18 protein-coding genes are annotated in these 21,915 nt (G+C 43.8%); 2 read left to right on the top strand and 16 right to left on the bottom strand.

All coding sequences use genetic code 11. From position 1 onward, the window contains the following. Positions 1-3: 3 nt before the first annotated feature. The 13 genes from CCC32_RS11870 to CCC32_RS11810 all read right to left on the bottom strand — a co-directional run bounded on the left by CCC32_RS11870 (position 4) and on the right by CCC32_RS11810 (position 14,557). Positions 4-675 (bottom strand): hypothetical protein, encoded by a 672-nt coding sequence (locus CCC32_RS11870; RefSeq protein ID WP_042518885.1) that lies wholly within the window; start codon positions 673-675, stop codon positions 4-6. A 454-nt stretch (positions 676-1,129) separates the two neighbouring features. Then, the gene (locus CCC32_RS11865; RefSeq protein WP_287074744.1) at positions 1,130-2,011 is read right to left on the bottom strand and encodes a leucine-rich repeat domain-containing protein; all 882 of its coding nucleotides are present in this window, start codon (positions 2,009-2,011) and stop codon (positions 1,130-1,132) included. Continuing rightward, positions 1,977-2,627 carry a tetratricopeptide repeat protein gene (locus tag CCC32_RS11860; RefSeq protein WP_287074743.1) on the bottom strand — a complete coding sequence of 217 codons (651 nt, stop codon included), beginning with the start codon at positions 2,625-2,627 and terminating at the stop codon, positions 1,977-1,979. The genes CCC32_RS11865 and CCC32_RS11860 overlap by 35 nt, the downstream gene beginning before the upstream one ends. 58 nt (positions 2,628-2,685) lie before the next feature. Beyond that, positions 2,686-3,738, bottom strand: a complete 1,053-nt coding sequence (locus tag CCC32_RS11855; protein ID WP_287074741.1) for a leucine-rich repeat domain-containing protein — start codon at positions 3,736-3,738, stop codon at positions 2,686-2,688. Positions 3,739-3,877: 139 nt separating this feature from the next. Next, complete coding sequence (locus CCC32_RS11850) at positions 3,878-5,002, bottom strand: hypothetical protein (protein ID WP_287074739.1); 1,125 nt, start codon at positions 5,000-5,002, stop codon at positions 3,878-3,880. 476 nt (positions 5,003-5,478) lie between these two features. Beyond that, on the bottom strand, positions 5,479-6,339 hold the full coding sequence (locus CCC32_RS11845; RefSeq protein ID WP_287074737.1) for a DUF7192 family protein: 861 nt from the start codon (positions 6,337-6,339) through the stop codon (positions 5,479-5,481). Further along, a complete protein-coding gene (locus CCC32_RS11840) occupies positions 6,336-7,553 on the bottom strand; it encodes an AAA family ATPase (RefSeq protein WP_287074735.1) in 1,218 nt (405 codons plus the stop codon). Before CCC32_RS11840 ends, CCC32_RS11845 begins: the two co-directional genes overlap by 4 nt. A 314-nt stretch (positions 7,554-7,867) precedes the next feature. Beyond that, a complete protein-coding gene (locus CCC32_RS11835; protein WP_287074734.1) occupies positions 7,868-8,482 on the bottom strand; it encodes a hypothetical protein in 615 nt (204 codons plus the stop codon). A gap of 356 nt (positions 8,483-8,838) precedes the next feature. Then, complete coding sequence (locus CCC32_RS11830; protein ID WP_287074733.1) at positions 8,839-9,411, bottom strand: DUF4919 domain-containing protein; 573 nt, start codon at positions 9,409-9,411, stop codon at positions 8,839-8,841. 137 nt (positions 9,412-9,548) lie between these two features. Beyond that, positions 9,549-10,760 carry a hypothetical protein gene (locus CCC32_RS11825; protein WP_287074731.1) on the bottom strand — a complete coding sequence of 404 codons (1,212 nt, stop codon included), beginning with the start codon at positions 10,758-10,760 and terminating at the stop codon, positions 9,549-9,551. Positions 10,761-10,772: 12 nt separating this feature from the next. Further along, on the bottom strand, positions 10,773-11,630 hold the full coding sequence (locus CCC32_RS11820; protein WP_287074729.1) for a hypothetical protein: 858 nt from the start codon (positions 11,628-11,630) through the stop codon (positions 10,773-10,775). 509 nt (positions 11,631-12,139) lie between these two features. Beyond that, positions 12,140-13,750, bottom strand: a complete 1,611-nt coding sequence (gene guaA / locus CCC32_RS11815; protein ID WP_287074727.1) for a glutamine-hydrolyzing GMP synthase — start codon at positions 13,748-13,750, stop codon at positions 12,140-12,142. A 66-nt stretch (positions 13,751-13,816) separates the two neighbouring features. Continuing rightward, complete coding sequence (locus CCC32_RS11810; protein ID WP_022317626.1) at positions 13,817-14,557, bottom strand: nucleotidyltransferase family protein; 741 nt, start codon at positions 14,555-14,557, stop codon at positions 13,817-13,819. A 239-nt stretch (positions 14,558-14,796) separates the two neighbouring features. Here CCC32_RS11810 and galE point away from each other — a divergent pair, with 239 nt between their 5' ends. Together galE and CCC32_RS11800 are read left to right on the top strand one after the other, a co-directional pair. Continuing rightward, positions 14,797-15,813 (top strand): UDP-glucose 4-epimerase GalE, encoded by a 1,017-nt coding sequence (gene galE / locus CCC32_RS11805; RefSeq protein ID WP_022317627.1) that lies wholly within the window; start codon positions 14,797-14,799, stop codon positions 15,811-15,813. Positions 15,814-16,158: 345 nt separating this feature from the next. Beyond that, complete coding sequence (locus CCC32_RS11800; protein WP_287074723.1) at positions 16,159-17,052, top strand: cation diffusion facilitator family transporter; 894 nt, start codon at positions 16,159-16,161, stop codon at positions 17,050-17,052. A 364-nt stretch (positions 17,053-17,416) separates the two neighbouring features. Here CCC32_RS11800 and rpiB read toward each other — a convergent pair whose 3' ends face one another. From rpiB to CCC32_RS11785, 3 genes are all read right to left on the bottom strand, one after another. Beyond that, complete coding sequence (gene rpiB / locus CCC32_RS11795; RefSeq protein ID WP_022317629.1) at positions 17,417-17,857, bottom strand: ribose 5-phosphate isomerase B; 441 nt, start codon at positions 17,855-17,857, stop codon at positions 17,417-17,419. Positions 17,858-18,081: 224 nt separating this feature from the next. Then, entirely contained in the window at positions 18,082-20,097 is a 2,016-nt protein-coding gene (locus tag CCC32_RS11790) for a transketolase family protein (RefSeq protein WP_044064965.1), read from the bottom strand. 137 nt (positions 20,098-20,234) lie between these two features. Next, entirely contained in the window at positions 20,235-21,833 is a 1,599-nt protein-coding gene (locus CCC32_RS11785) for a xylulokinase (RefSeq protein ID WP_022317631.1), read from the bottom strand. Between the last annotated feature and the right edge of the window lie 82 nt (positions 21,834-21,915).

Below are 21,915 nucleotides of genomic sequence, written 5' to 3'. Positions count from 1 at the left end.
AAATTAAGGCAAGGATATTATTTCTGATAAACCAATTAGAAATTCCGATGTCTTTCGTTCAGTCTGACTTCTATCTACATAGTCCGCACTATCATAAGGCAAGTCGGATAAATCTTTGGCATATTGTTCTCTTGCTTCTATCCAATCATCTAAAAGCACTTTTATGCGATTCAGATGGCCATTAGCATCCTTTCGACAATGTGCCATTTCATTCTTATGTTCTATGCAAGTCTCATACGATTCGGGCAACTCTCTGTCAATGGTTCGCTGGCAACATGCGAGAAACAGCTCTTTTGCATCCTCAAGATATATGTAATGGTTCGAACTTACTTGAGAGCAAGGAATACCTGGAGATGTTTGGTATAAAGAAAGATGAAGTGCCTTAATTGCTTCACAATCCTTATAGAAAGTTTCATGACCCTCGCTGCCACGATACCAATCCGGTTTTGTCAGAACAATATAATATAGTTCTTCGATTTCTTTATTCAAAGCACACCCTTGCTTAAAAGCCTTCTCTAATGATTCTGTCAGTTTTGAACAATGACCACTGTGAATCAATGCCGATAAATCGCATGAAGGACATGTATCCTTTGAACCTTTTCCGATTTGTTTATCCGACATACGATTGCAGCTAATTATAGATAATGCAATGACCAAAATGAGACTATACTTCATCTTCTAACAATTGTTGTTCTATGATACATCGGGCTTCTCTACGTACACGTGAGCGAATAATTCCACTCACAATCGTATGTTTGTCTTTCTTTCCGCTATGACCTCCAAGTGAACCTGCAGCACCTAAACATCTAATCTTGGCATTATCAGAGCAATGTTCAGTAACGTATCGAGATGGGAAGTTCTTTGGCATCTCATCGTACTTGTGTGAATTCTTGCAATTTTGTTGGATTGCCATCCCTCTATGAATCATTTTCATGTAAGGGTTGTGTAGATAGCTTCTGCTCATATTATTCCATTTTTAATTCCAATCATGACCAATCAGCCAACCTATGGCTGTGAAAATAAATTGTATAAGGACAAAAAACAGCTTAATCATTAAATAACCAATGTAGAGTGGCATGAAGATAAAATATAATACCCACATAAACTAAAGATTGATTATGGTTATTGATTAATCTTCACATGAATAATTCAAAGGGTTGTCTGAAAGATACTCAAGTGGTGTGTCCACAAAAGCATTTTCTCCGATTTTGATAACATTTGGATGAAGTCGCATTTCGGCAACAAGATTTCCATCATAATCATTGATGATATGTGTAAGATTCATACAACCACAGAATGCCATATCACCAATTTCAGCAAGAGAAGGTGGCAGTTCTAAATAGTCAAGGAAATGGCAGCCCATAAAAGCACCACTGCCTATAACTGTTAGACAATCTGAAAAGAGAACATCATACAAACTTAGACATCCGATGAATGCATCCTTCCCTATCTCCTTAATGTTGGGTAGGTGGACCGACTTCAAGTATTGACATCTACTGAATGCGAAATCTTCAACGTTATCAGCGTCTGACGTAAATGATTCAATGTTTTTGTTCAAACAGAGAACAACGCTCTTACGACCATCGTGATAGTGTTTGTAGACAATATCATTTTCTACTGCATACATATAGTCATTATTGTACATCAACAGGAACTTGTTAGATAGAAAAGGCACCACAGAAGCTTTTATTCGCTGTTGGCGTGACAAAAGACGTGTGGTCATATTGCAGTTCTTGTATATTTTCTCTATGTACGCAAGCCTTGGCGCACTCAATTTCTCATACATAACTACAATATCTTCTCGCATCTCGTCCAATGAATGTAACTCGCCATCGGAACAGAACTCCTGCATGTATTCATACTGTTCTTCTGACACCTCAATAGATTCAAACTCTTCCAAAAGCATTGACTCAATGATGTCAGTGGCGGGAACCATGTTGCCGTCTTTGTCTATCAAGTCCTTGACAAGATAAACATCAATCTTGCACCTTAGCTTCATTGTTTTTCTCACTCCACTTTTGTTGCCAAATGTCCATCAAATAATCCATAGACGTCTCTATTCCAGCATCCTTGGCCTTATTATACCAAAACTCTGCTTTATCTTTACTTTGTTCTGTTCCGGAACCACATTGATATCTCAGTCCTAGTGGGATGTATGATGGAGCATACCCCAATTCTGCTGCACTGTATAACCACTGAAATTCCTCTTCTTCATCAATAATACTCTTTCCGTCAAAGCAAATTCTATGCTTCTGGTTTCTGTTTGCTAATTTCACCATGCAGTATGGAGAGCCTTTCTTAGCACCTTCCAACAATGTTGTTAGCGAAAGATGATAATCTTTTTCCACACCTACTCCATATTCATAGAAGTCCCCTAAGAGGCCATAGCCATCAATATATCCCAAGTCGATACACAATTTGCAGATTTGAATTGCCAACTGTGGATTGGGATGAATTACGGATGACCCAATTGCGTAGAGTTCTGCAACGTGAATTATTACATTTAAGTCTCCATTCTTTATTGATTCTGTATCTTCAGACTCGAACTTTGTCTGAGGATTCAGCCTTATTTCTTTTTCCAATTGAACGAGTTCTATCATTGATATTAGTTTCTTTAGCTTTTCCATTTTGAAATTGATTTATTATTGTTGTGGCAGCGGTATGAGACCACTGCCACTATCAATATTAGATATTACGCCAATCACTCTTATCCGTTAACCTTCCATTCTTGAATATCATACGCACACCATTAAAATTGTAGTGCTTGAATTTATTGTTTCCAACAACATATTCGTTATATGGTCTTTGCGTGAGGAATATGTTGTCTTCACCATGCATTACCCTTCCTAACTCCTGTAGTAGGACTAATGGGGTTCCAATAGGACAATCCATGAATTGAGCATTATTCTTGAAAAGGCCAACTACCTTTGCAACAAGAGCAGCACCATACTTCGCACTATACTTTTTCTGAACGATATTGTATTTGTGTTTGCATAAGTCAAATGCTGTAGGCGCAACTTTAGCTGTCGCGGGAATACCTTTGATTTCAAGGTTTTTGCACTTGTAAAAAGCATTCTCTCCAATGGTTTTCAGAGTTGCTGGCATTGTTAGGTTTGTCAACTTCTCGCAACCTCCAAACGCTACATCTCCAATATTGTTAAGAGAAGTAGGTATATTTACAGATTCAAGACTCTTGCAGTTGGTGAATGTTCTTTCTTCCAAAGTTTTGATCTTATTTGAAAGCTTGACGGTTTTAAGGCAGACACAACCAAAGAATGCGCAATTGCCTATCTTAGTTACATTGTCACCCATAACTACCGTATCCAAATAACGACAACCCTCAAAGGCGCTTGGTCCTATCTCTTTCACACTTGCAGGTATATTTATGTCACAGAGTTTATCTGCGCCATAGAACGCTCCGAAACCTATCGTTTTAATTGTATTTGGCAACTGTACGCGTGTAACCGAGCTGTCATGGAATGCCTGTTCGCTGATTGCAACAACAGTATAAGTGCCATCAAATATTTCCACCTTTTCGGGGATAACGACATCACCACTATACGAAGATACGTAGATGTTTCTAGTGCCGTTATTATCAAACAATGTCTCATACAACACTTCGCATGTTTTAGCAACCGTGTCAAGTACATTATAACGGATACCATCTACATACGTTGCCTGTGCTTTTGAAGAAAGAGCCATGAAAATGAGGCTCAAAATGATAAATGTTCTTTTCATAATACCTTGTTTTTGATGAATATTTTTTGTGCTGCAAAGATACGACAGTTTTCTCAAAGGCAAGGTAATGATATACGTATATAGAAAACAATCCCATCGGGGATGATGGGATTATTATATTGATATAAGCACAAAGTGTTTAGGCAACAGGGACATCTGCAATTCCGCATTGTCTTAATTTGTTCAAAACAATATCGACACTTTCGTACACATAATAACTATCACATTCAACATGTTTATCTTTTAATCTAACTTGACATCCTATGTGCTCGTCATAACATTTTAAAGTAATCGGAGATACACTTTCTATATCATAGCCCTTCACCATTATTTTTCTTGACCAAGGCTTTCTTCTTGGGTATTTATTTGTTGCCGCTCCAGCTGCTGTTAAAAAGAAACATCCTTCAACAGCAGGTGATTCATCGGGAATTGGTGCTTTAAAAACGAGCCTACAATCATTCTGTTTATCTCTGTCAACACAATCAACATCCTCAATGTAATTGTTTATAACAGCAGAAGCATCAAGTGGAATATTTAGCTCCGTGATAGCACCTTTGCAATTAATGTCAATTGGGAATACACCCATCTTTTCGACACAACGGGCATTTAGACTTTTCATAGAAACTGGAACCTTAAGACGCTTAGGAATAAACTTCATATTCAAAAATGCAAATTTTCTATTGGTTTCAACTCCTTCAATTAGCTTGTATGGAAATAATTCTTCACATCTTGTAAAATCCAAAAGTGTTTTCTTATCCTTTGTGTATATAGCATAACCATTCTCACAATGTAAATAGGGATTATCCTTGCCAATAACTATACAACCTCCATTTTCAGATAAGAAATCTTGACCATGATAATCTAATGAAAATTTATCGATAAAGATATTCTTCACTGTATTTGGTATTGTGAATTCTCCAGACCATCGTTTGCAAACAATGTAAACCATCTCTACATTGGCAATACCTGGAATAGAATCTGGTATCTCTATATCCGTCGCAAGATCATCCATAGTTTCCAAATATTTTGGACCGATCCAAGCAAGTGCTCTATGTTTTGATGCGTTAATCCATAATTGAACATCTTCATCGACAAAATCTATATTTCCAGATAAATTTGAGGAATATGGCCAATACCCGTTTTCTATCAGTATGTTCCATAAATCATCATTGGGATAATAATGGCGGCCGTCTTTTGTGACTTCAACATTACTCATAATATTTCCATTAACGTTATTAGCCCTAAAAATTGTTTCGTATTTCATTCAAAAAAAGAGTTGTGAGGTGCTGATTTCCAACACTTCGTGTTTATAATTAGTTTTTAGACACAACGAAAGATTAGCACGTGGATTGTAGCGACATGAGGCTGTTGGGTTGTTCATCACAGGTTTCCAATAAACGCCAGTACTCTCCTTGGACACATGGGTCACACCCAATGCCAATAGCCATTCTTTCAGTTCTGACAATGATCTCGTTGTCGATTGGAACGTGCGAGTTTCCGACTCTATGCCTGTTCCGCTGACGGTTGCCACAATATCCTTCTTGTTCTGCCGTTCTTCTTGTACCGTTGCACGATGAAATTTGGCTAACAGTTATGTGTGAGCTATCCACGGACAAAATCTGCAGAGCCCATACACTTCATGTGAAAATATCGGGCATTTCATGCAGTTGCAGTTGATGCAGTTGTCACATACATTGCTCATTTTTCTTTGGTTTTAGGCAGGGCCGAAGCCCTGCGGTTTTACTTACTTGATTTCTTCTTAATCCCCATGAGTTCTACAAGCTCATCAGCAGAATGGTTCTCTGCTTCATAGAAGTTAGTGAAGAACGTGCCCTTTTCTAACAATCTGTGTTGTCTTAGATACTCACGGATTTGGTCAGTTGAAGCACCATCGCTATCAACTTGCCAATACAGAGGTCTGCCATATCCGCTTGCGAAATCGGGGTTTGTCAGTTCGGTCACCGTTTCCAACCACCGAAAGCCTTGTCTGCGACAGAATGAAGGGTGTATAAGCAGATAGGATATTTTGAGTGGATTTATCGGTTGGCGGTGGTTCTTCACTGTAATTCTGCATATAGCACGTTCTTTGTGTGTACAGAAAGCGTGTTGAATATCGACACGGACACGATAGCCTTGCAGCTCCAATGTCTGAACCAAGTCAAGCACATGTCTTCCTGCTGAGACAAACCTTTCTGCATCCACATTTGCCGAAGCGCCAATATCATACACGATGGTCAAAACCTTTGCACGCTGCTCTATCTTCTGTTGTGCAATCATGCTTTGAGGAACACCTGCTATCGCATTCGGAACATGTGGCGCATATCCAACAATCCCCGTTTGGGGAATGTTCTTTCGGATGTTGGTTGTTCGGTTCACCTTCAATGATTTGCATTTCTGCAAGTCATTGAGACCATCTTTGTAGCCCTTTGCCATTAGTTCCTCGCTCTCAGCGTAACTACTGGTCATGGTGAAATCGTAGTCGGACTTTTCGCTTGAAAGTTTCTCTCCTTTGAACACGTTATTCGGACTGCGTTTTCCTATCACACTCAGGAATTCATTAACACCGTTGAATGTTTCTGTTACAAATTCTCCGTTCTTCATTTCTTCAACATCTTTTTGAGTTCGTAGATATACTGATTGCTTATCTTGGGGAGGTTCTTTGCCACCATTTTTGCATCGTCTTTTTCCATACCACGCAATACTGCGAGTTGGATAGTCTTTTGTGTGTCGAACATTCCTTTGAGCTTTACAAGTCGCTCAATGGCTCGGTATGACACCGTAAACTTGATGTCGGCAGCAACGATAGCTGAGCGGAAAGCGTGAATGAACTCAATCACTTCTTTGTCACCACCTGCGATGGCTAACTCGATATCATTGTCATACGAAACTTCGATTATCGCAAAGCGGTCAAGGCTCGATGCGTCAAGTTGGAAACGTCCCGTGTATTCAATGTCGGCTCCCGTTCCGTATGTGTTTCCTGCTGCTACAATTCGAAAATCGGGATGAGCTTCAACACGACCTACGGGGAAATCAAAGTAGCGGTTAGCAATTGCAGCATTGAGTATTACAAGCACTTCGGGAGTTGAAGCGTCCATTTCGTCCAACATAAAAGCACCCCCATGTGTAAACGCTTTGTAGAACTGTGTTTCTTGATACTTGCCATTGGCATCAATGAAGCCCGTAATTTTGTACTCCTGCGTAACAGCGTTAGAGAAGTAGAACTCTTTACCAAGTGCTTCTGATATCTGCTTGCAGATAACATTCTTACCACAACCGGCAGGGCCCGTAAGAAATACGGGGATGTCTGCTGCAACAAGTTTAAGAACGGTCTCAAACTCATGGTGCGTATAGCCCGTGACCTTCTTTGTGTCGGTCTCCGTCTTGACTTCGATAGTCTTAGGAAGAATACCAAAGTTATCAGCCACATACTTCTCGATAAAAGGCTGTGCAGTCTCCATGACGCTGTTCACTGACAACTCGGCAACACTCTTAGCGATGAGATTTTCAAGGGTTGTTTGCGGTGTCGTGGGCTGTATCGGTGCAGCAGGCTCAGTAGGTTGTTCTGCAACGGGAGCTGCAACACTCTGAGGCTTCCACCATTTGGCAGCATCGTTGATGATAGACATTGCACGTTCCTGCTGATTGGCGGTCAAAGACTTCTGCTTTGGTTTCGGATCGATAGGCTTGAAACCATTCTCTGGGTTATAGAGATTACCATTCTTGATAACGATAGGCAAAAATGCTTCTGCATCGTTAGGGATTACCACCGTAATTTCGGCTTCAAATCCTAATACTTGAAAATTGTGATTACTCATATCTGTATTGCTTTGAAGTGTTCCGTGCCCTCGTGCCGGGGCACTTCTTTTGGCTTTTTCTGACTTATGGAAAGTTGTTTTGCAGCAGAAATGTTGTAAAAACGTTGCAATCTTATTTGTTGCAAAAATCCAACACGCTCGTAACTAATCGAGTATCAGTGTGTATTTATTTGCAAAGGAAATTCGCTATTACTTTCTGCATCGGTAAAAAGGCATAATTTGTTGCAAGCTAATCATCATATAGCACAGGGCGTACTAGAACCTAAGGTACCAGCTCATGTGAGCACTCAATTTGGAACGACTAACTGGACACCCTATTCAGAAATTAAAACTGTCTGCAAAACTCCAATGCCAATTAAACTCTGTGTTTGCCCGTCAGAAATAAGTGGGGTCGTAATGATTGTTTGATAATTCTTTGCTACCCCATTCTTGACATCATAACGTAACCACTCGAAAAGTTCGCCCTTAGCCTTATCAAAATTCTTAATGAGAAGAACAATTGTAGATTTGGTGGATTCTATAGTATTTAGTAGGCTTTTGTATTCTTCTAAAGAAGAGTCTTTAGCATCAAAAGTAAATAATTTAATATCCAAGCATTCATTCTTATTAATCTGCAAAATGCATTTGCATACGACATCATCAATTTCTTTCTCAATAGTCCAGATGTGGTGTGGAGGAACGTTTTGAATACTGCTTGCTGTTCGATTCCAGAGTTCTTCAGCATAATCATAAGCTTGGACTTCTGCCTCTTCTTCTTCCATGCCCTGAGAAACAAGACTGTCAAATTCTGTTTCAAACCATTCATACATCAGTTTATCCTTGTATTCTTCTGATTTTAAATAGATTCCGAACTTATATTTAATACTTCCCTGTAAATTTTGTATCAGTTCTTTTGTCGTTTCGGAGTAAAGATTGTAACTCGTTGCCAAGTTCTTTTATTCATTTATATCCATAGGATTGTAATTTTAAAAGCCTGTCCATATCTCCACTTATGGACTTGATAATTCTTAATACGTTAGTGTAGGTACATAAAAAATCGTGGAGACCATATTCGCTACCTCACCTCCTGCACCTCGGGTTCTGACAAAACCTTTACCGTAGGAATCTGATAACCAAGTAGAGCCCCACGATGCGATTATATATAACACCCTCAAAGTATTGTGAACTTCAAGACCACATCCGCGCTCTACAACTTCTTCGAAGGTTACTCCTTGAATTTGTCCTTGTTTTGCCATAGTGGTCGGTATGTATATCAGGGATTATTATCATCATCGTCTAAGTTTAACTATTCATCAAAACCTGAATAGCCTACCTCAAAACGTCGTCTTATATCAAAATAGATTCGTTCAACACCATAGTTAAATATCAGGCAGTCTATGCCATTATAAACGCTTTGTCCCATCATTATTAAATCTGAGTACGGCAACACTCTTTTGATGTATTCATATTCCTGTTCAACATCTATAACACAAAGTGCAGTCTCAGGAGTTTTGCCGTCACCTGTACTATCCATGGCTTCCAAAATTCGTCTCTCCTGTACTGTTGACACATCATACATATCTCTATCTCCATTGTTGACAGAATCCATTACTTCTTTTTTAAAATCTCCCAAAGACTGAAGATTGAAATCTTCGTCCTCATTATCCGTCATATTCTCGCATTCATTTGCCCAATAGTCCATGCTCAACTCATTTGGTAATATTCCTTTTGCGTATTTATCCGTAAATGTGTAGCCATACATATAAGCTCGCATCGTTTCAACATCAATCTCATCAGGAGAAGAATGCAGCTTCTGCTTCACGCTCTCATCGTATCTGTCCTTGTACTCAGTGTAATCTATCTTATTGAATTCTTTCATAATACCTTGTTTTTGATGAATATTTTTTGTGCTGCAAAGATACGACAGTTTTCTCAAAGGCAAGGTAATGATATACGTATATAGAAAAATCCCATCGGGGATGATGGGATTATTATATTGATATAAGCACAAAGTATTTAGACAACAGGAACATCTACAATTCCGCATTGTCTTAATTTGTTCAAAACAATATCGACACTTTCGTACACATAATAACTATCACATTCAACATGTTTATCTTTTAATCTAACTTGACATCCTATGTGCTCGTCATAACATTTTAAAGTAATCGGAGATACACTTTCTATATCATAGCCCTTCACCATTATTTTTCTTGACCAAGGCTTTCTTCTTCGGTATTTATTCGTTGCCGCTCCAGCTGCTGTTAAAAAGAAACATCCTTCAACAGCAGGTGATTCATCTGGAATTGGTGCTTTAAAAACGAGACTACAATCATTCTGTTTATCTCTGTCAACACAATCAACATCCTCAATGTAATTGTTTATAACAGCAGAAGCATCAAGTGGAATATTTAGCTCTTTGATAGCACCTTTGCAATTAATTTCAATTGGGAATACGCCCATCTTTTCGACACAACGTACATTTAGACTTTTCATAGAAACTGGAACCTCAAGACACCTAGGAATAAACTTCATATTCAAAAATGCGAATTTTCTATTGGTTTCAACTCCTTCAATTAGCTCGTATGGAGAATATTCACTACATTTTGTAAAATCCAAAAGTGTTTTCTTGTCTTTTGTATATATAGCATAACCTTGCTCACAATGTAAATAGGGATTATCCTTACCAATAACTATGCAACCTCCATTTCCAGATAAGAATTCTTCACCATAATAATTTAATGAAAATTTATCGATAAAGATATTCTTCACTGTATTTGGTATTGTGAATCCTCCAGACCATCGTTTGCAAACAATGTAAACCATCTCTACATTGGCAATACCTGGAATAGAATCTGGTATCTCTATATCCGTCGCAAGATCATCCATAGTTTCCAAATGCTTTGGACCAATCCAAGCAAGTGCTCTATGTTTTGATGCGTTAATCCATAATTGAACATCTTCATCGACAAAATCTATATTGCCAGATAAATTTGAGGAATATGGCCAATACCCGTTTTCCATCAGTATGTTCCATAAATCATTATTAGGATAATAATGGCGGCCGTCTTTTGTGACTTCAACATTACTCATAATATTTCCATTAACGTTATTAGCCCTAAAAATTGTTTCGTATTTCATTGTAGGGTACACATTGTCAAACACTTCGTCTGCACGTTTAACAAGGTCTTCTTGCGTTTTCTCTTTTATTTTCTTTACAAATGACATATAATCAATATTTTAAAATGTTAAACTTTCTGGTAATGAAATAAAATTATCAGGCAAACTAAGAGAACTGACCTCTTTCTTCTTGTCATATTCAATAGTGTACCATTCCGCATTGTCTTGCTTGCCGAGGGCATACTGAACACTAGCATTGGCTTTTGGCTTATGCTGAAGCCAGAACTGGGCGAAACCATCCCTGCCATTTTTCATCTCTTTTCCATTTATCTTATCTCTCAACTCAAAGTAAGTTCCATAATAGCATAGCTCGCAGATGCGAAATAATTCTTCCATGCTCTTGATTATCTCACTGCGTTTGAGTTCTTGTCTTGTATGCAAAAGCATCCACAGATAGATTATCTTCGACTCTTTGGTTGGAAAATCAATCAGTATGCACTCGTTAGTCGATGCATTTTGAAGAAATACGTCATATCTGCCCATATTATTCATCGGAGTGCCAACTTTCTTTTCCTTATTCGGTCGTGCATCAACAACTTCAACTTTAAATAGGGGCATCCCACGGAACAATGATTGGATTTTCTCTATTGGAGAAAGAAATTCGTTCACTATCCACTCGTCATCGTTTTCCTTGCCTTTCTTATATAATAGATACATCAGTTTTGCAACTCCTCCTTGTTGAAGTATATTTTCTATTGCAATATATTTTCCAAAGAAATCCCCATTGCCTGATATGATATCAAGAACATTATGGATTTTCCCCATTGCTTCCTCTGCACTTGTTTGTTCAACTTCCAGTAATTTTGTAAGCTGCAAGTCATCATCACTTGATTTGGGCTTGCAGGGAATGATTGACAGTAATTCTGTATTATTTTGTCGAATCAAATCTAATAATGTTGTATAAATATTGCTAATCATATTTTTTATGCAAAGGTATTATGTTTTTATTATAACATCAAGAAAAATAACACCATTCCGTAAATTGAGCATCAAACTTCTTTGAAGTAAAGGTTGAGAAATCGTTAGGGAGGAGAGTATCAACAAGAAATAATTCCAAACGATGAATAACCGTTCGCTGATGTATCTTGGTTCTTTCACCAATATATCTTCCAGTATGTGTGTCAATTCTTTTACGTTCGACATATTCTTTGAAGAATTCTATTGGAGTCTGCTGTAGTTTTATACGATTTTGTTCTTCTGCGTCAACAAGAGATTCTATTTGTCGTGACTTTAGAGGGGAAAAGAGGGGACGATTTTAGGGGACAATCCACTCCAATCCACAGATTATTACATACAGAGAAGATCACCATCCGCACCTCTTAAAAGGAATTCGGATGGTGGTCTAACTATATGGGTATATGTCTGTTATGCACTGTGCTTACCGATGCTTATCATACAGACGGCCATCGTGCAAAAGACTCTCTTTCTTACTCCCACTCGATAGTTGCTGGTGGCTTTGAGGAGATGTCGTAGCATACGCGGTTTACTCCACGTACCTTGTTTATTATCTCGTTGCTCACCTTGGCCATGAAATCGTATGGCAAATGAGCCCAGTCAGCTGTCATGGCATCGGTAGAAGTCACGGCACGCAGAGCAACAGGATGCTCGTAAGTGCGCTCGTCGCCCATCACACCCACAGAACGTACTGTGGAGAGGAGCACCGTGCCTGCCTGCCATATCTGGTCGTAGAGAGACACCTCAATCTCGCCGTTCTGCATGTCGGCAGGAACGCCGGCAGCCAATACGCGACGCGCATCCTCTCCGGAGAGACGCACCTTGTAGTCGCGCAGACCGCGGATATAGATATCGTCGGCATCCTGTAGGATGCGAACCTTCTCAGGAGTGATGTCACCGAGAATGCGCACGGCGAGACCAGGGCCTGGGAACGGATGGCGTGTGATGAGATGCTCAGGCATACCCATAGAACGGCCCACGCGACGCACCTCGTCTTTGAACAGCCACTGGAGCGGTTCGCAGAGCTGGAGGTTCATCTCCTTAGGCAGTCCGCCCACGTTGTGGTGGCTCTTTATCACCTTGCCCGTGATGTTGAGACTCTCGATGCGGTCAGGGTATATAGTGCCCTGAGCCAACCATTTTGCTCCCGTCTGCTTCTTCGCCTCGGCATTGAACACCTCTACGAAGTCCCTTCCGATAATCTTGCGCTTCTTTTCAGGATCTGTCACTCCTGCCAGGTCGGCGAAGAATTTCTCGCTTGCGTCCACACCGATAACGTTCAGACCCAAGCACTTGTAATCCTCCATCACGTCGCGGAACTCGTTCTTGCGCAGCATACCATGGTCTACGAAGATACAGGTGAGGTTCTTGCCTATTGCCTTGTTGAGCAATACAGCGGCAACGCTTGAGTCCACGCCGCCGGAGAGTCCGAGAATCACCTTGTCGTCGCCCAGCTGCTCCTTCAGTTCCTTCACCGTAGTCTCCACAAAGGAGTCTGCGCTCCAGTCCTGCCGGCTTCCGCAGATGTCAACCACGAAGTTCTTCAGCAACTGAGTGCCCTGCAGCGAGTGGAACACCTCTGGATGGAACTGCACCGCCCATACCGGCTGCTTTGTAGAAGCGTAGGCAGCAAACTTCACATTTGCTGTCGACGCGATACACTTGTAGTCCTCCGGTATCGCCGTTATCGTGTCGCCGTGGCTCATCCACACCTGCGATTTGTCCACGAAGCCTTTGAAGAGAGGGTCCTCTTTGTCGAACTGCTCCAGACATGCCCTTCCGTACTCGCGAGAGTCGGCAGCCTCCACCTTTCCACCGTTGGAATAGGAGATGTATTGCGCTCCATAGCAGATGCCCAGAACAGGGATTCTGCCGATGAACTGGCTGAGGTCAACCTTAAACGCCTCCTTGTCGTGAACAGAGTAGGGGCTTCCGCTGAGTATCACTCCAATGACGCTCTCGTCGTCTTTCGGAAACTTGTTGTAAGGCATAATCTCGCAGAAGGTGTCGAGCTCGCGCACGCGGCGTCCGATGAGCTGCGTGGTCTGTGAGCCGAAGTCTAAAATAATGATCTTCTGTTGCATTTACTTATATTGTTTAGATGATATTGTTTCTTGTATCTGAGTCACTTTATATCCATTAAAATCCCTTTATAACCCGGAGATGAAATCCTCAGCCTCCTTCAGCGTGTCGAGCTTCCCTACATCGAGCAGGCGGAGGTCCTTTTTCAGATATCCCCGGATATTGTGGTCGGCACATGCTTTGAGATAGAAGTCAATGATGCCGAATTTGTCGCCGAACCCGTTGAACAGCGGGAACAGCCTTGGTGAAAATGCATGTATGCCGGCGAAGGCGTATTTGTGGCATTTGTCCGGATCAAGACCTTCATGAGGGGATTTCACCTCTCCCGTCTCAATGTTGGTCCATCCCACGAGCCTCATGTCGTCGTTGAAGAGCAGATAGCGTTTCGTCTTTCTCTCACTCACGAGCAGCAGTGCGTCGACACCGCTCTCATGGTCAGCTTCGGCATAAAACCGTTGCAGGTCTACGTTGCTCAGTATATCCACATTGTGTATCAGTATCGGCCTGTCGCCGAGGAAGAGTGGCGCAGCCTTCTTTATTCCGCCTCCCGTGTCGAGCAGCTTCTGCGATTCGTCGGATATGCGGATGTCAACACCGAAGTTGTTGTTGTCTTTTAGGTAGTCTGTTATCTGTTCGGCAAAGTGGTGTACGTTCACTACGATGCGCTCCGCATCGCTTGCCTTCAGCTTCTCTATGACGTGCCTGATGAGCGGTTCTCCTCCCACGCTCACCATAGCCTTTGGCATGTGGTCGGTGAGCGGCTTGAGTCGGGTGCCGAGTCCGGCGGCGAATATCATAGCCTGCATCATGTCTTTTTTATAATTATAAAAATGGATATGCGTGCAAAATTACTTATTTTCTTTGTAACGGCAAACATTTCTTACGCATAATGTGAATCCCACGTTGCAATGAATGTTTGGATTATGTTAAAATCAACAATGTATGAGCAGAAATAGGGGAGCAAGTGGCGGTAATTGCCATAAATTCGTTACTTTTGCAGATGGATATTATAGATATTGACTCGAAAGATTTTAATAGGTAAAGAGTTATGAACATTCTTTTATGCGGTGGTGCCGGATTCATCGGCACCCACACAATCATTGAACTTGACAAGGCTGGTCACAGCGTAGTAGTGGTGGACAATTTCTTCAACTCCAAGCCGGAGGCGCTCAAGAGAGTATCAGAGCTTATCGGCAAGGAGGTGAAATGCTATAACGCCGATGTGAGAGACAGAGATGCGATGGAGAAGATCTTCGGCGAGAACCAGTTCGACGCCGTTATCCACTATGCCGGACTGAAATCCGTCGGAGAGTCGGTGGCAAAGCCATTGGAGTATTATGAGAACAATATGGTGGCAACGTTTGTCCTCGTTGACGTGATGCGCAAGCACGGCTGCAAGAACATCATCTTCTCAAGTTCAGCCACTGTGTATGGCGACCCGGCGATGATTCCTATCACAGAGGAGTGTCCGAAGGGCTACTGCACCAATCCTTACGGCCAGACAAAGTGGATGCTTGAGGAAGTGCTTAAAGACGTACACCATGCCGATCCTGAATGGAACGTGGTATTGCTGAGATATTTCAATCCTATCGGTGCACATCCGAGCGGCAAAATCGGCGAAGACCCTAACGGTATTCCAAACAACCTTATGCCTTACATCACACAAGTGGCAGTGGGCAAGAGAGAAGAGCTCGGCGTGTTTGGCAACGACTACGACACACCCGACGGAACGGGAGTGCGCGACTATATCCATGTGTGCGACCTGGCTGCCGGTCATGTGTGTGCGCTGAAGGCTATCGAGCGCAACTGCGGACTTGCCGTATATAACCTCGGAACAGGTCACGGATATTCGGTGCTCGACGTGGTGAAAGCCTTCGAGAAGGCCAACGGCATCAAGATAAAGTATTCTATCAAGCCACGCCGTGCCGGTGACATAGCCACCTGCTACTGCAATCCTGCAAAGGCAAAGGCAGAGCTGGGCTGGGAGGCACACTATGGCATCGAGGAAATGTGTCGCGACAGTTGGAATTGGCAGAAGAACAATCCTAACGGATACGAAGACTGATGATTGATATTCCCTCCCTTAGCTGTATTAGCCTGTAGGCTTTATTTCTTGCAGGGTGGTGATGCCAGGTTGAGGAGGAAAAAAGATATTCTGAATTCTCTGATTCTTGAATTCTTGACGAGACGAACCGGATTGACGGTTGTAATGGTCAAGAGTTGAGGAATTGGAGATTTTTTTTGTTTAACCCAAATCGGGCATTAGCGCTTGCTTGGATTTTGCTTTTAGAAGAGTGGATTTTGATACGTGTTTTTTATCTTTTTTAATCATACTTTTCTTTGAACCATACCTAATAATAGGTAATTGTTTATACCTTTGCATTTGTATATAACAAGAATTAAGTATGTCATGGAAATAGAAGAAAGAGAAAAAAAGATTTATCGTGTCACGCTGATGGGAAGTGTCGTCAATGTGGTGCTTCTCGTGTTCAAGTTCATTGCCGGTATCCTCGGCGGTTCGGCAGCCATGATTGCTGATGCCGTGCATTCATTGTCAGATTTCCTCACAGACATTGTGGTGATAGCCTTCGTGCGCATCAGTTCAAAACCCGTTGATGAAGACCACGACTATGGCCACGGCAAATATGAGACACTCGCCACATCGATAATCGGTCTCGCCCTGCTCGCTGTGGGACTATACATATTCTATAACGGATGCCTTCAGATATGGGATGTGATGCGTGGCGAGGAAATCCATCAGCCGGGAATGATAGCCCTTTTGGCAGCTCTCCTGGGCATCGGCCTGAAAGAATGGACCTTCCGCTTTACGGCACGTGTGGGAAAACAAGTTGGGTCGCAGGCAGTTGTTGCAAATGCCTGGCACCATCGCAGCGACGCCCTCTCATCGATAGGTACAGCTGTGGGAATCGGTGGAGCGATATTGTTGGGAAAGAGTTGGGCGGTGCTCGACCCTATAGCTGCCGTTGTGGTGAGCCTTTTCATTGTGAAGACAGCCCTCGGACTAATCGGCAGCTCGTTTGGAGAACTGCTCGAGAAGAGCCTGCCGAAGGAAATGGAAGACGAGATTGTTGCCATTGCCAATAGAGAACCGTGTGTCAGCGACATCCACAATCTCTGCACCCGTCATATAGGCAACGACATTGCCATAGAGATGCACCTCAGAATGCCGGGCGACATCAGTCTGACGACTTCGCATGAGCATGCTACGAACATAGAACATGAGTTACGTCGCCGCTTCGGCAAGCGCACGCATATCAATATCCATGTGGAGCCGCTGAAATGATCCATCGGTCATTATGCCGTTAGAAGTATGTAAACCCAAACAAAATCCACTCTTCTAAAATGCAAAATCCAGGCAAGCCCTAACGGACCGATTTGGGTTATAAATCGGGTGCCAATTCTGCCCATGTGGGGCAAGCAGCGTGCCCATGATGAGAAAGCAGCGTGCCCATGATGGGCAAGCACCGTGCCCAATTTTTGCCGTTAATCTTGTAGACCGCAAATACAATTTCCGTATTACGATAGTGATAATTGTCGTTTCGGTTTTACAGTAGTTATTGAAATAAAAAAGTTGTGAGTCTGCCATGAAGGTAAACCCACAACTTTGTCTTTTTTCTTCAGCTTGTTCGCAGATTGCGAACCACTGTTTATTTTACTGGAATCTTCTCTACTCTTCTTTCGTGGCGTCCGCCCTCAAAAGGAGTCTTGAAGAATTCGTCCATTATTGTCTCAGCCAATTTGTTGGCGATGAAGCGACCTGGCATAACGAGAACGTTAGCATTGTTGTGCTGACGGATCAAACCAGCCACTTCCTTGTCCCATGCAAGACCAGCGCGGATGCCCTGATGTTTGTTCAGTGTCATCACCATTCCCTCGCCGCTGCCGCAGATAGCGATGCCAGGATAGCACTCGCCGCTCTCTACTGCCTCTGCCAGAGGATGAGCGAAATCAGGATAGTCACAACTTGTGTCGCTGTATGTACCGAAGTCCTTATACTGATAACCTTTAGATTCCAGATACTGGATTACAAACTGCTTCAAAGGGAAACCTGCGTGGTCACATGCCACTCCAACTGTCTTTACTTCCATAGTCGTAAGTTTTTTAAGGGTTATTATTTGCGTTTATAAGCTCAATGTTCTTGGCTTAGGGTTAGAGATGCGGAGGACTCCTTTTTTAGAGAAGTCCTCCCGCGACTCCTATTTGTTTTTCTTCAATCCTTTATAGTCGGTCAGTCTGTCATCCTCTGTTCTCTGTCGCCGCCATCGGCGGGATTGGTAGGAGAGAGACTTACAAGACCGTCGTTTTTTTTTTCTTACTTCAAGAGTTCCTTCACCTGCTTGTATACATTCTCAGCAGTGTAGCCGAGTTTCTCGTCGAGCACCTTGTAAGGAGCTGAGAAACCGAAGCTTGGCATACCGAATACCTTGCCGTTGGCACCTACAAGGCCCTCAAGAGTTACAGGCAGACCGGCAGTCATACCGAAAATCTTGCTTCCTGCAGGCAGGATGCTCTCCTGATACTCCTTAGACTGAGTGCGGAACAGACCCTCGCTCGGTACGCTGACAATACGGATCTTCACACCGTCCTTGCGCAGAAGTTCAGCACCTGCCACCAATGTAGACACCTCAGAACCGTCAGCAAGCAGGATAACGTCGAAGTCCTCATCAGATCCAGCCACTATGTATGCACCCTTGCGAGCCTGCTCGTAGTCGTTGCCGGCAGGCAGTTTGGCAACATTCTGGCGAGAGAAGATGAGAGCAGTAGGAGTTTCCATGTTCTCCATTGCCATAGCCCAACAAACGGTAGTCTCGTCGGCATCAGCAGGACGGAACACGCGAACGCTGTCCTTGCCGTGGTGGTTCTTCAGCTTCTCCATCAGGCGGATCTGTGCCTCCTGTTCAACAGGCTCATGAGTTGGTCCGTCCTCACCGACGCGGAATGCGTCGTGGGTCCAGATGAACTTGATAGGCACCTCCATCAGCGCAGCCATACGTACGGCAGGCTTCATATAGTCAGAGAATACGAAGAATGTGCCGCAAGCCGGTATCACTCCACCGTGCAGATACATACCGATACACATGCACGCCATTGTCAGCTCGCTAACACCAGCCTGGAAGAATGCGCCGCTGAAGTCGCCGCGAACGATAGAGTGGGTCTTCTTCAGGAAACCGTCGGTCTTGTCGCTGTTAGACAGGTCTGCTGAAGAGCAAACCATGTTAGGAACCTGCTCAGCGAGAGCACCGAGACATGCTGCAGAAGCGGCACGAGTGGCAGAACCCTCCTTCTGTGACACTACAGACCAGTCCACCTTAGGAGCGTTGCCGCTGAACCATTCCTTCATCAATTCAGCCTTTTCAGGATTAGCCTTAGCCCAAGCCTCTTCCTCGGCGTGACGCTCGGCAACGATCTTGCGAAGCTCCTCAGCGCGGTCAGCATAGAGCTTCTCCACCTCAGGGAATATAACGAATGGGTTCTCAGGGTCGCCGCCGAGATTCTTGATGGTGTTTACGTAAGCCTCGCCGCCGAGAGGAGCACCGTGAGTCTTGATGCTGTGCTCATAGCTTGAGCCATCCTCCTTGAGTGCGCCCTTACCCATGATAGTCTTGCCGATGATAAGAGTAGGACGCTCCTCCTCTTTCTGTGCGTCGGTGAGAGCCTGGCGTATAGCGTCTGGGTCGTTGCCGTCGATTGTCACCACGTTCCATCCCCAAGCCTTGTATTTGGCAGCGGTATCCTCGTTCATCACCACGTTGCACTCAGTAGAGAGCTGGATGTCGTTGGAGTCGTAGAACATGATGAGGTTGTTGAGTCCAAGGTTGCCGGCGATGCGTCCGACACCCTGTGATATCTCCTCCTGCACACCACCGTCAGAGATGTATGCATAAATCTTGTGCTTGATGACTTCTGAACCGAGTTTTGCCTGGAGAAACTTCTCAGCCACAGCAGCACCGGCTGCAAAGGTGTGGCCCTGTCCGAGCGGACCGGATGTGTTCTCCACACCACGCTTCACGTCGCGCTCAGGGTGTCCTGGAGTAGGAGATTCCCACTGGCGGAACTGCTTCAGTTCGTCGATGGTGAATTTTCCCTGCAATGCGAGAGCGCTGTAGAGCATCGGTGACATGTGTCCTGGGTCGAGGAAGAAGCGGTCGCGACCTTCCCATGTGAGATTGTCCGGATCCCATACCATGAATTCAGAGAACAGCACATTGATGAAATCCGCTCCACCCATGGCTCCTCCCGGATGTCCCGATTTAGCTTTTTCTACCATAGACGCAGCCAGGATGCGGATGTTGTCGGCTGCTCTGTTCATAATCTTCTTGTCGTTCATATCGATTTATGTTTTGTAGTATTCTAAAAGACAATATGTTTTTTATCCTTAATCGCCTTTAGTTAAACAAAGTTTTTCTTTTGTTGCAAAGATATATAAATATTTTGTTTTTGGCGAAGACTAAGGCGAATACTTTATTATTTTTTTAATTTCACTGCTTCTTGCTCCACTGGCAGGCAGTTCTGGTATTCTTTTATGTACTCGTTGAAGCCTTCAACATCTTCTTTCGTAGGAGCGATTTCCACTCCGGTGTTACCGGCAAACACCTTCTTGTCGAGATAGTCGGCGAGGTTCATTTTGCTCTTGTTGTTCACCAGATAGCCGGCCAGCAGCGCGATGCCCCATGCTCCGCCTTCGCCAGCCGTTTCCATTACAGAAATCGGAGAGTTGATGGCGGCAGCCAGTATACGCTGTCCCACGCCTGGGGTCTTGAAGAGTCCGCCGTGGCCAGTGATACGGTCCACTTTCACCTTCTCGTCGTTGAAAAGGATGTCGTTGCCTATCTTCAACACTCCCACTGAAGCGTACAGGTTGGCACGCATGAAGTTGGCAAGGTTGAACTTGCTCTTTGCCGAGCGCATGAAGAGAGGCCTTCCGTCAGCCAGTCCTGTAACGGGTTCTCCCGAGATATAGTTGTATGCCATCAGTCCGCCGCAGTCGGCGTCGCCCTTGAGGGCATGGTTGTAGAGTTTGCCGAACACCTCGTTCATGTCCACAGGTATTCCCAGCAGTTCCTGATATTCCTTGAAGAGGTTCACCCATGCGTTGAGGTCAGAAGTACAGTTGTTGCAGTGTACCATTGCCACCGGACTGCCGTCAGGCGTCGTCACCATGTCGATCATCTCGTAAGGACGCGACAGGGCCTTCTCCAATACAATCATTGAGAACGATGATGTGCCAGCCGACACGTTGCCCGTGCGTTTCCTCACGGCATTGGTGGCCACCATTCCTGTTCCGGCGTCGCCCTCTGGTGGACACACCGGTGTGCCGGGCTTCAGATGACCGGAGATGTCGAGTCGTTTGGCACCTTCGGCAGTAAGAGTGCCGGCATCCTCTCCGGCTGAGAGCACCTGAGGCAAGATGTCGGTTATCTTCCAGTCGAAGCCGTAAGGTGACACGAGTTCATCAAACTTGCGTATCATCTCAGCGTCGTAGTTCTTGGTCTTGGAGTCGATAGGCAGCATGCCGGATGCGTCGCCCACTCCGAGCACTCTCTTGCCCGTTATCTGCCAGTGGATATATCCGGCAAGGGTGGTGAGGAAGTTGATGTCGTTCACATGGTCCTCTTTGTTGAGTATTGCCTGATAGAGGTGGGAGATGCTCCATCGCAGAGGGATGTTGAAGTGGAACAGTTCAGAGAGCTTGGCGGCAGCTTCCGCTGTGTTGGTGTTTCTCCATGTGCGGAAAGGGGCAAGTATCTCCTGCTTCTCGTTGAATGCCATGTATCCGTGCATCATGGCGCTAACGCCGATGGCAGCCAACTGTTCTATCTCAACGTCGTATTTGGATATCACGTTGGCACGAAGGTCAGCGTAGCAGTTCTGCACACCGTTCCATATAGCCTCGATGCTGTAAGTCCACAGTCCGTCGATAAGCTGGTTCTCCCATTCGTGAGAGCCTTGGGCTATCGGGATGTTGTTCTCGTCGATGAGCACTGCCTTGATTCTTGTGGAACCGAATTCGATACCGAGAATAGCCTTGCCTTCTTGTATTGTAGCTTTAGGATTGTTTGTCATTACCTTATTATATATATCAGTGTTAATGTTCTTGTCTGCTGTAATAGTATGGACCAATTATCCCCAATCGGTCATTAGGGCT

It is taken from the genome of Prevotella sp. LMAG:51 (genome assembly GCF_008680225.1).
GTDB lineage: Bacteria > Bacteroidota > Bacteroidia > Bacteroidales > Bacteroidaceae > Prevotella > Prevotella pectinovora.
Note: the sequence above shows the minus strand (reverse complement) of the source record. Positions and strands in the feature narration are given on the sequence as shown.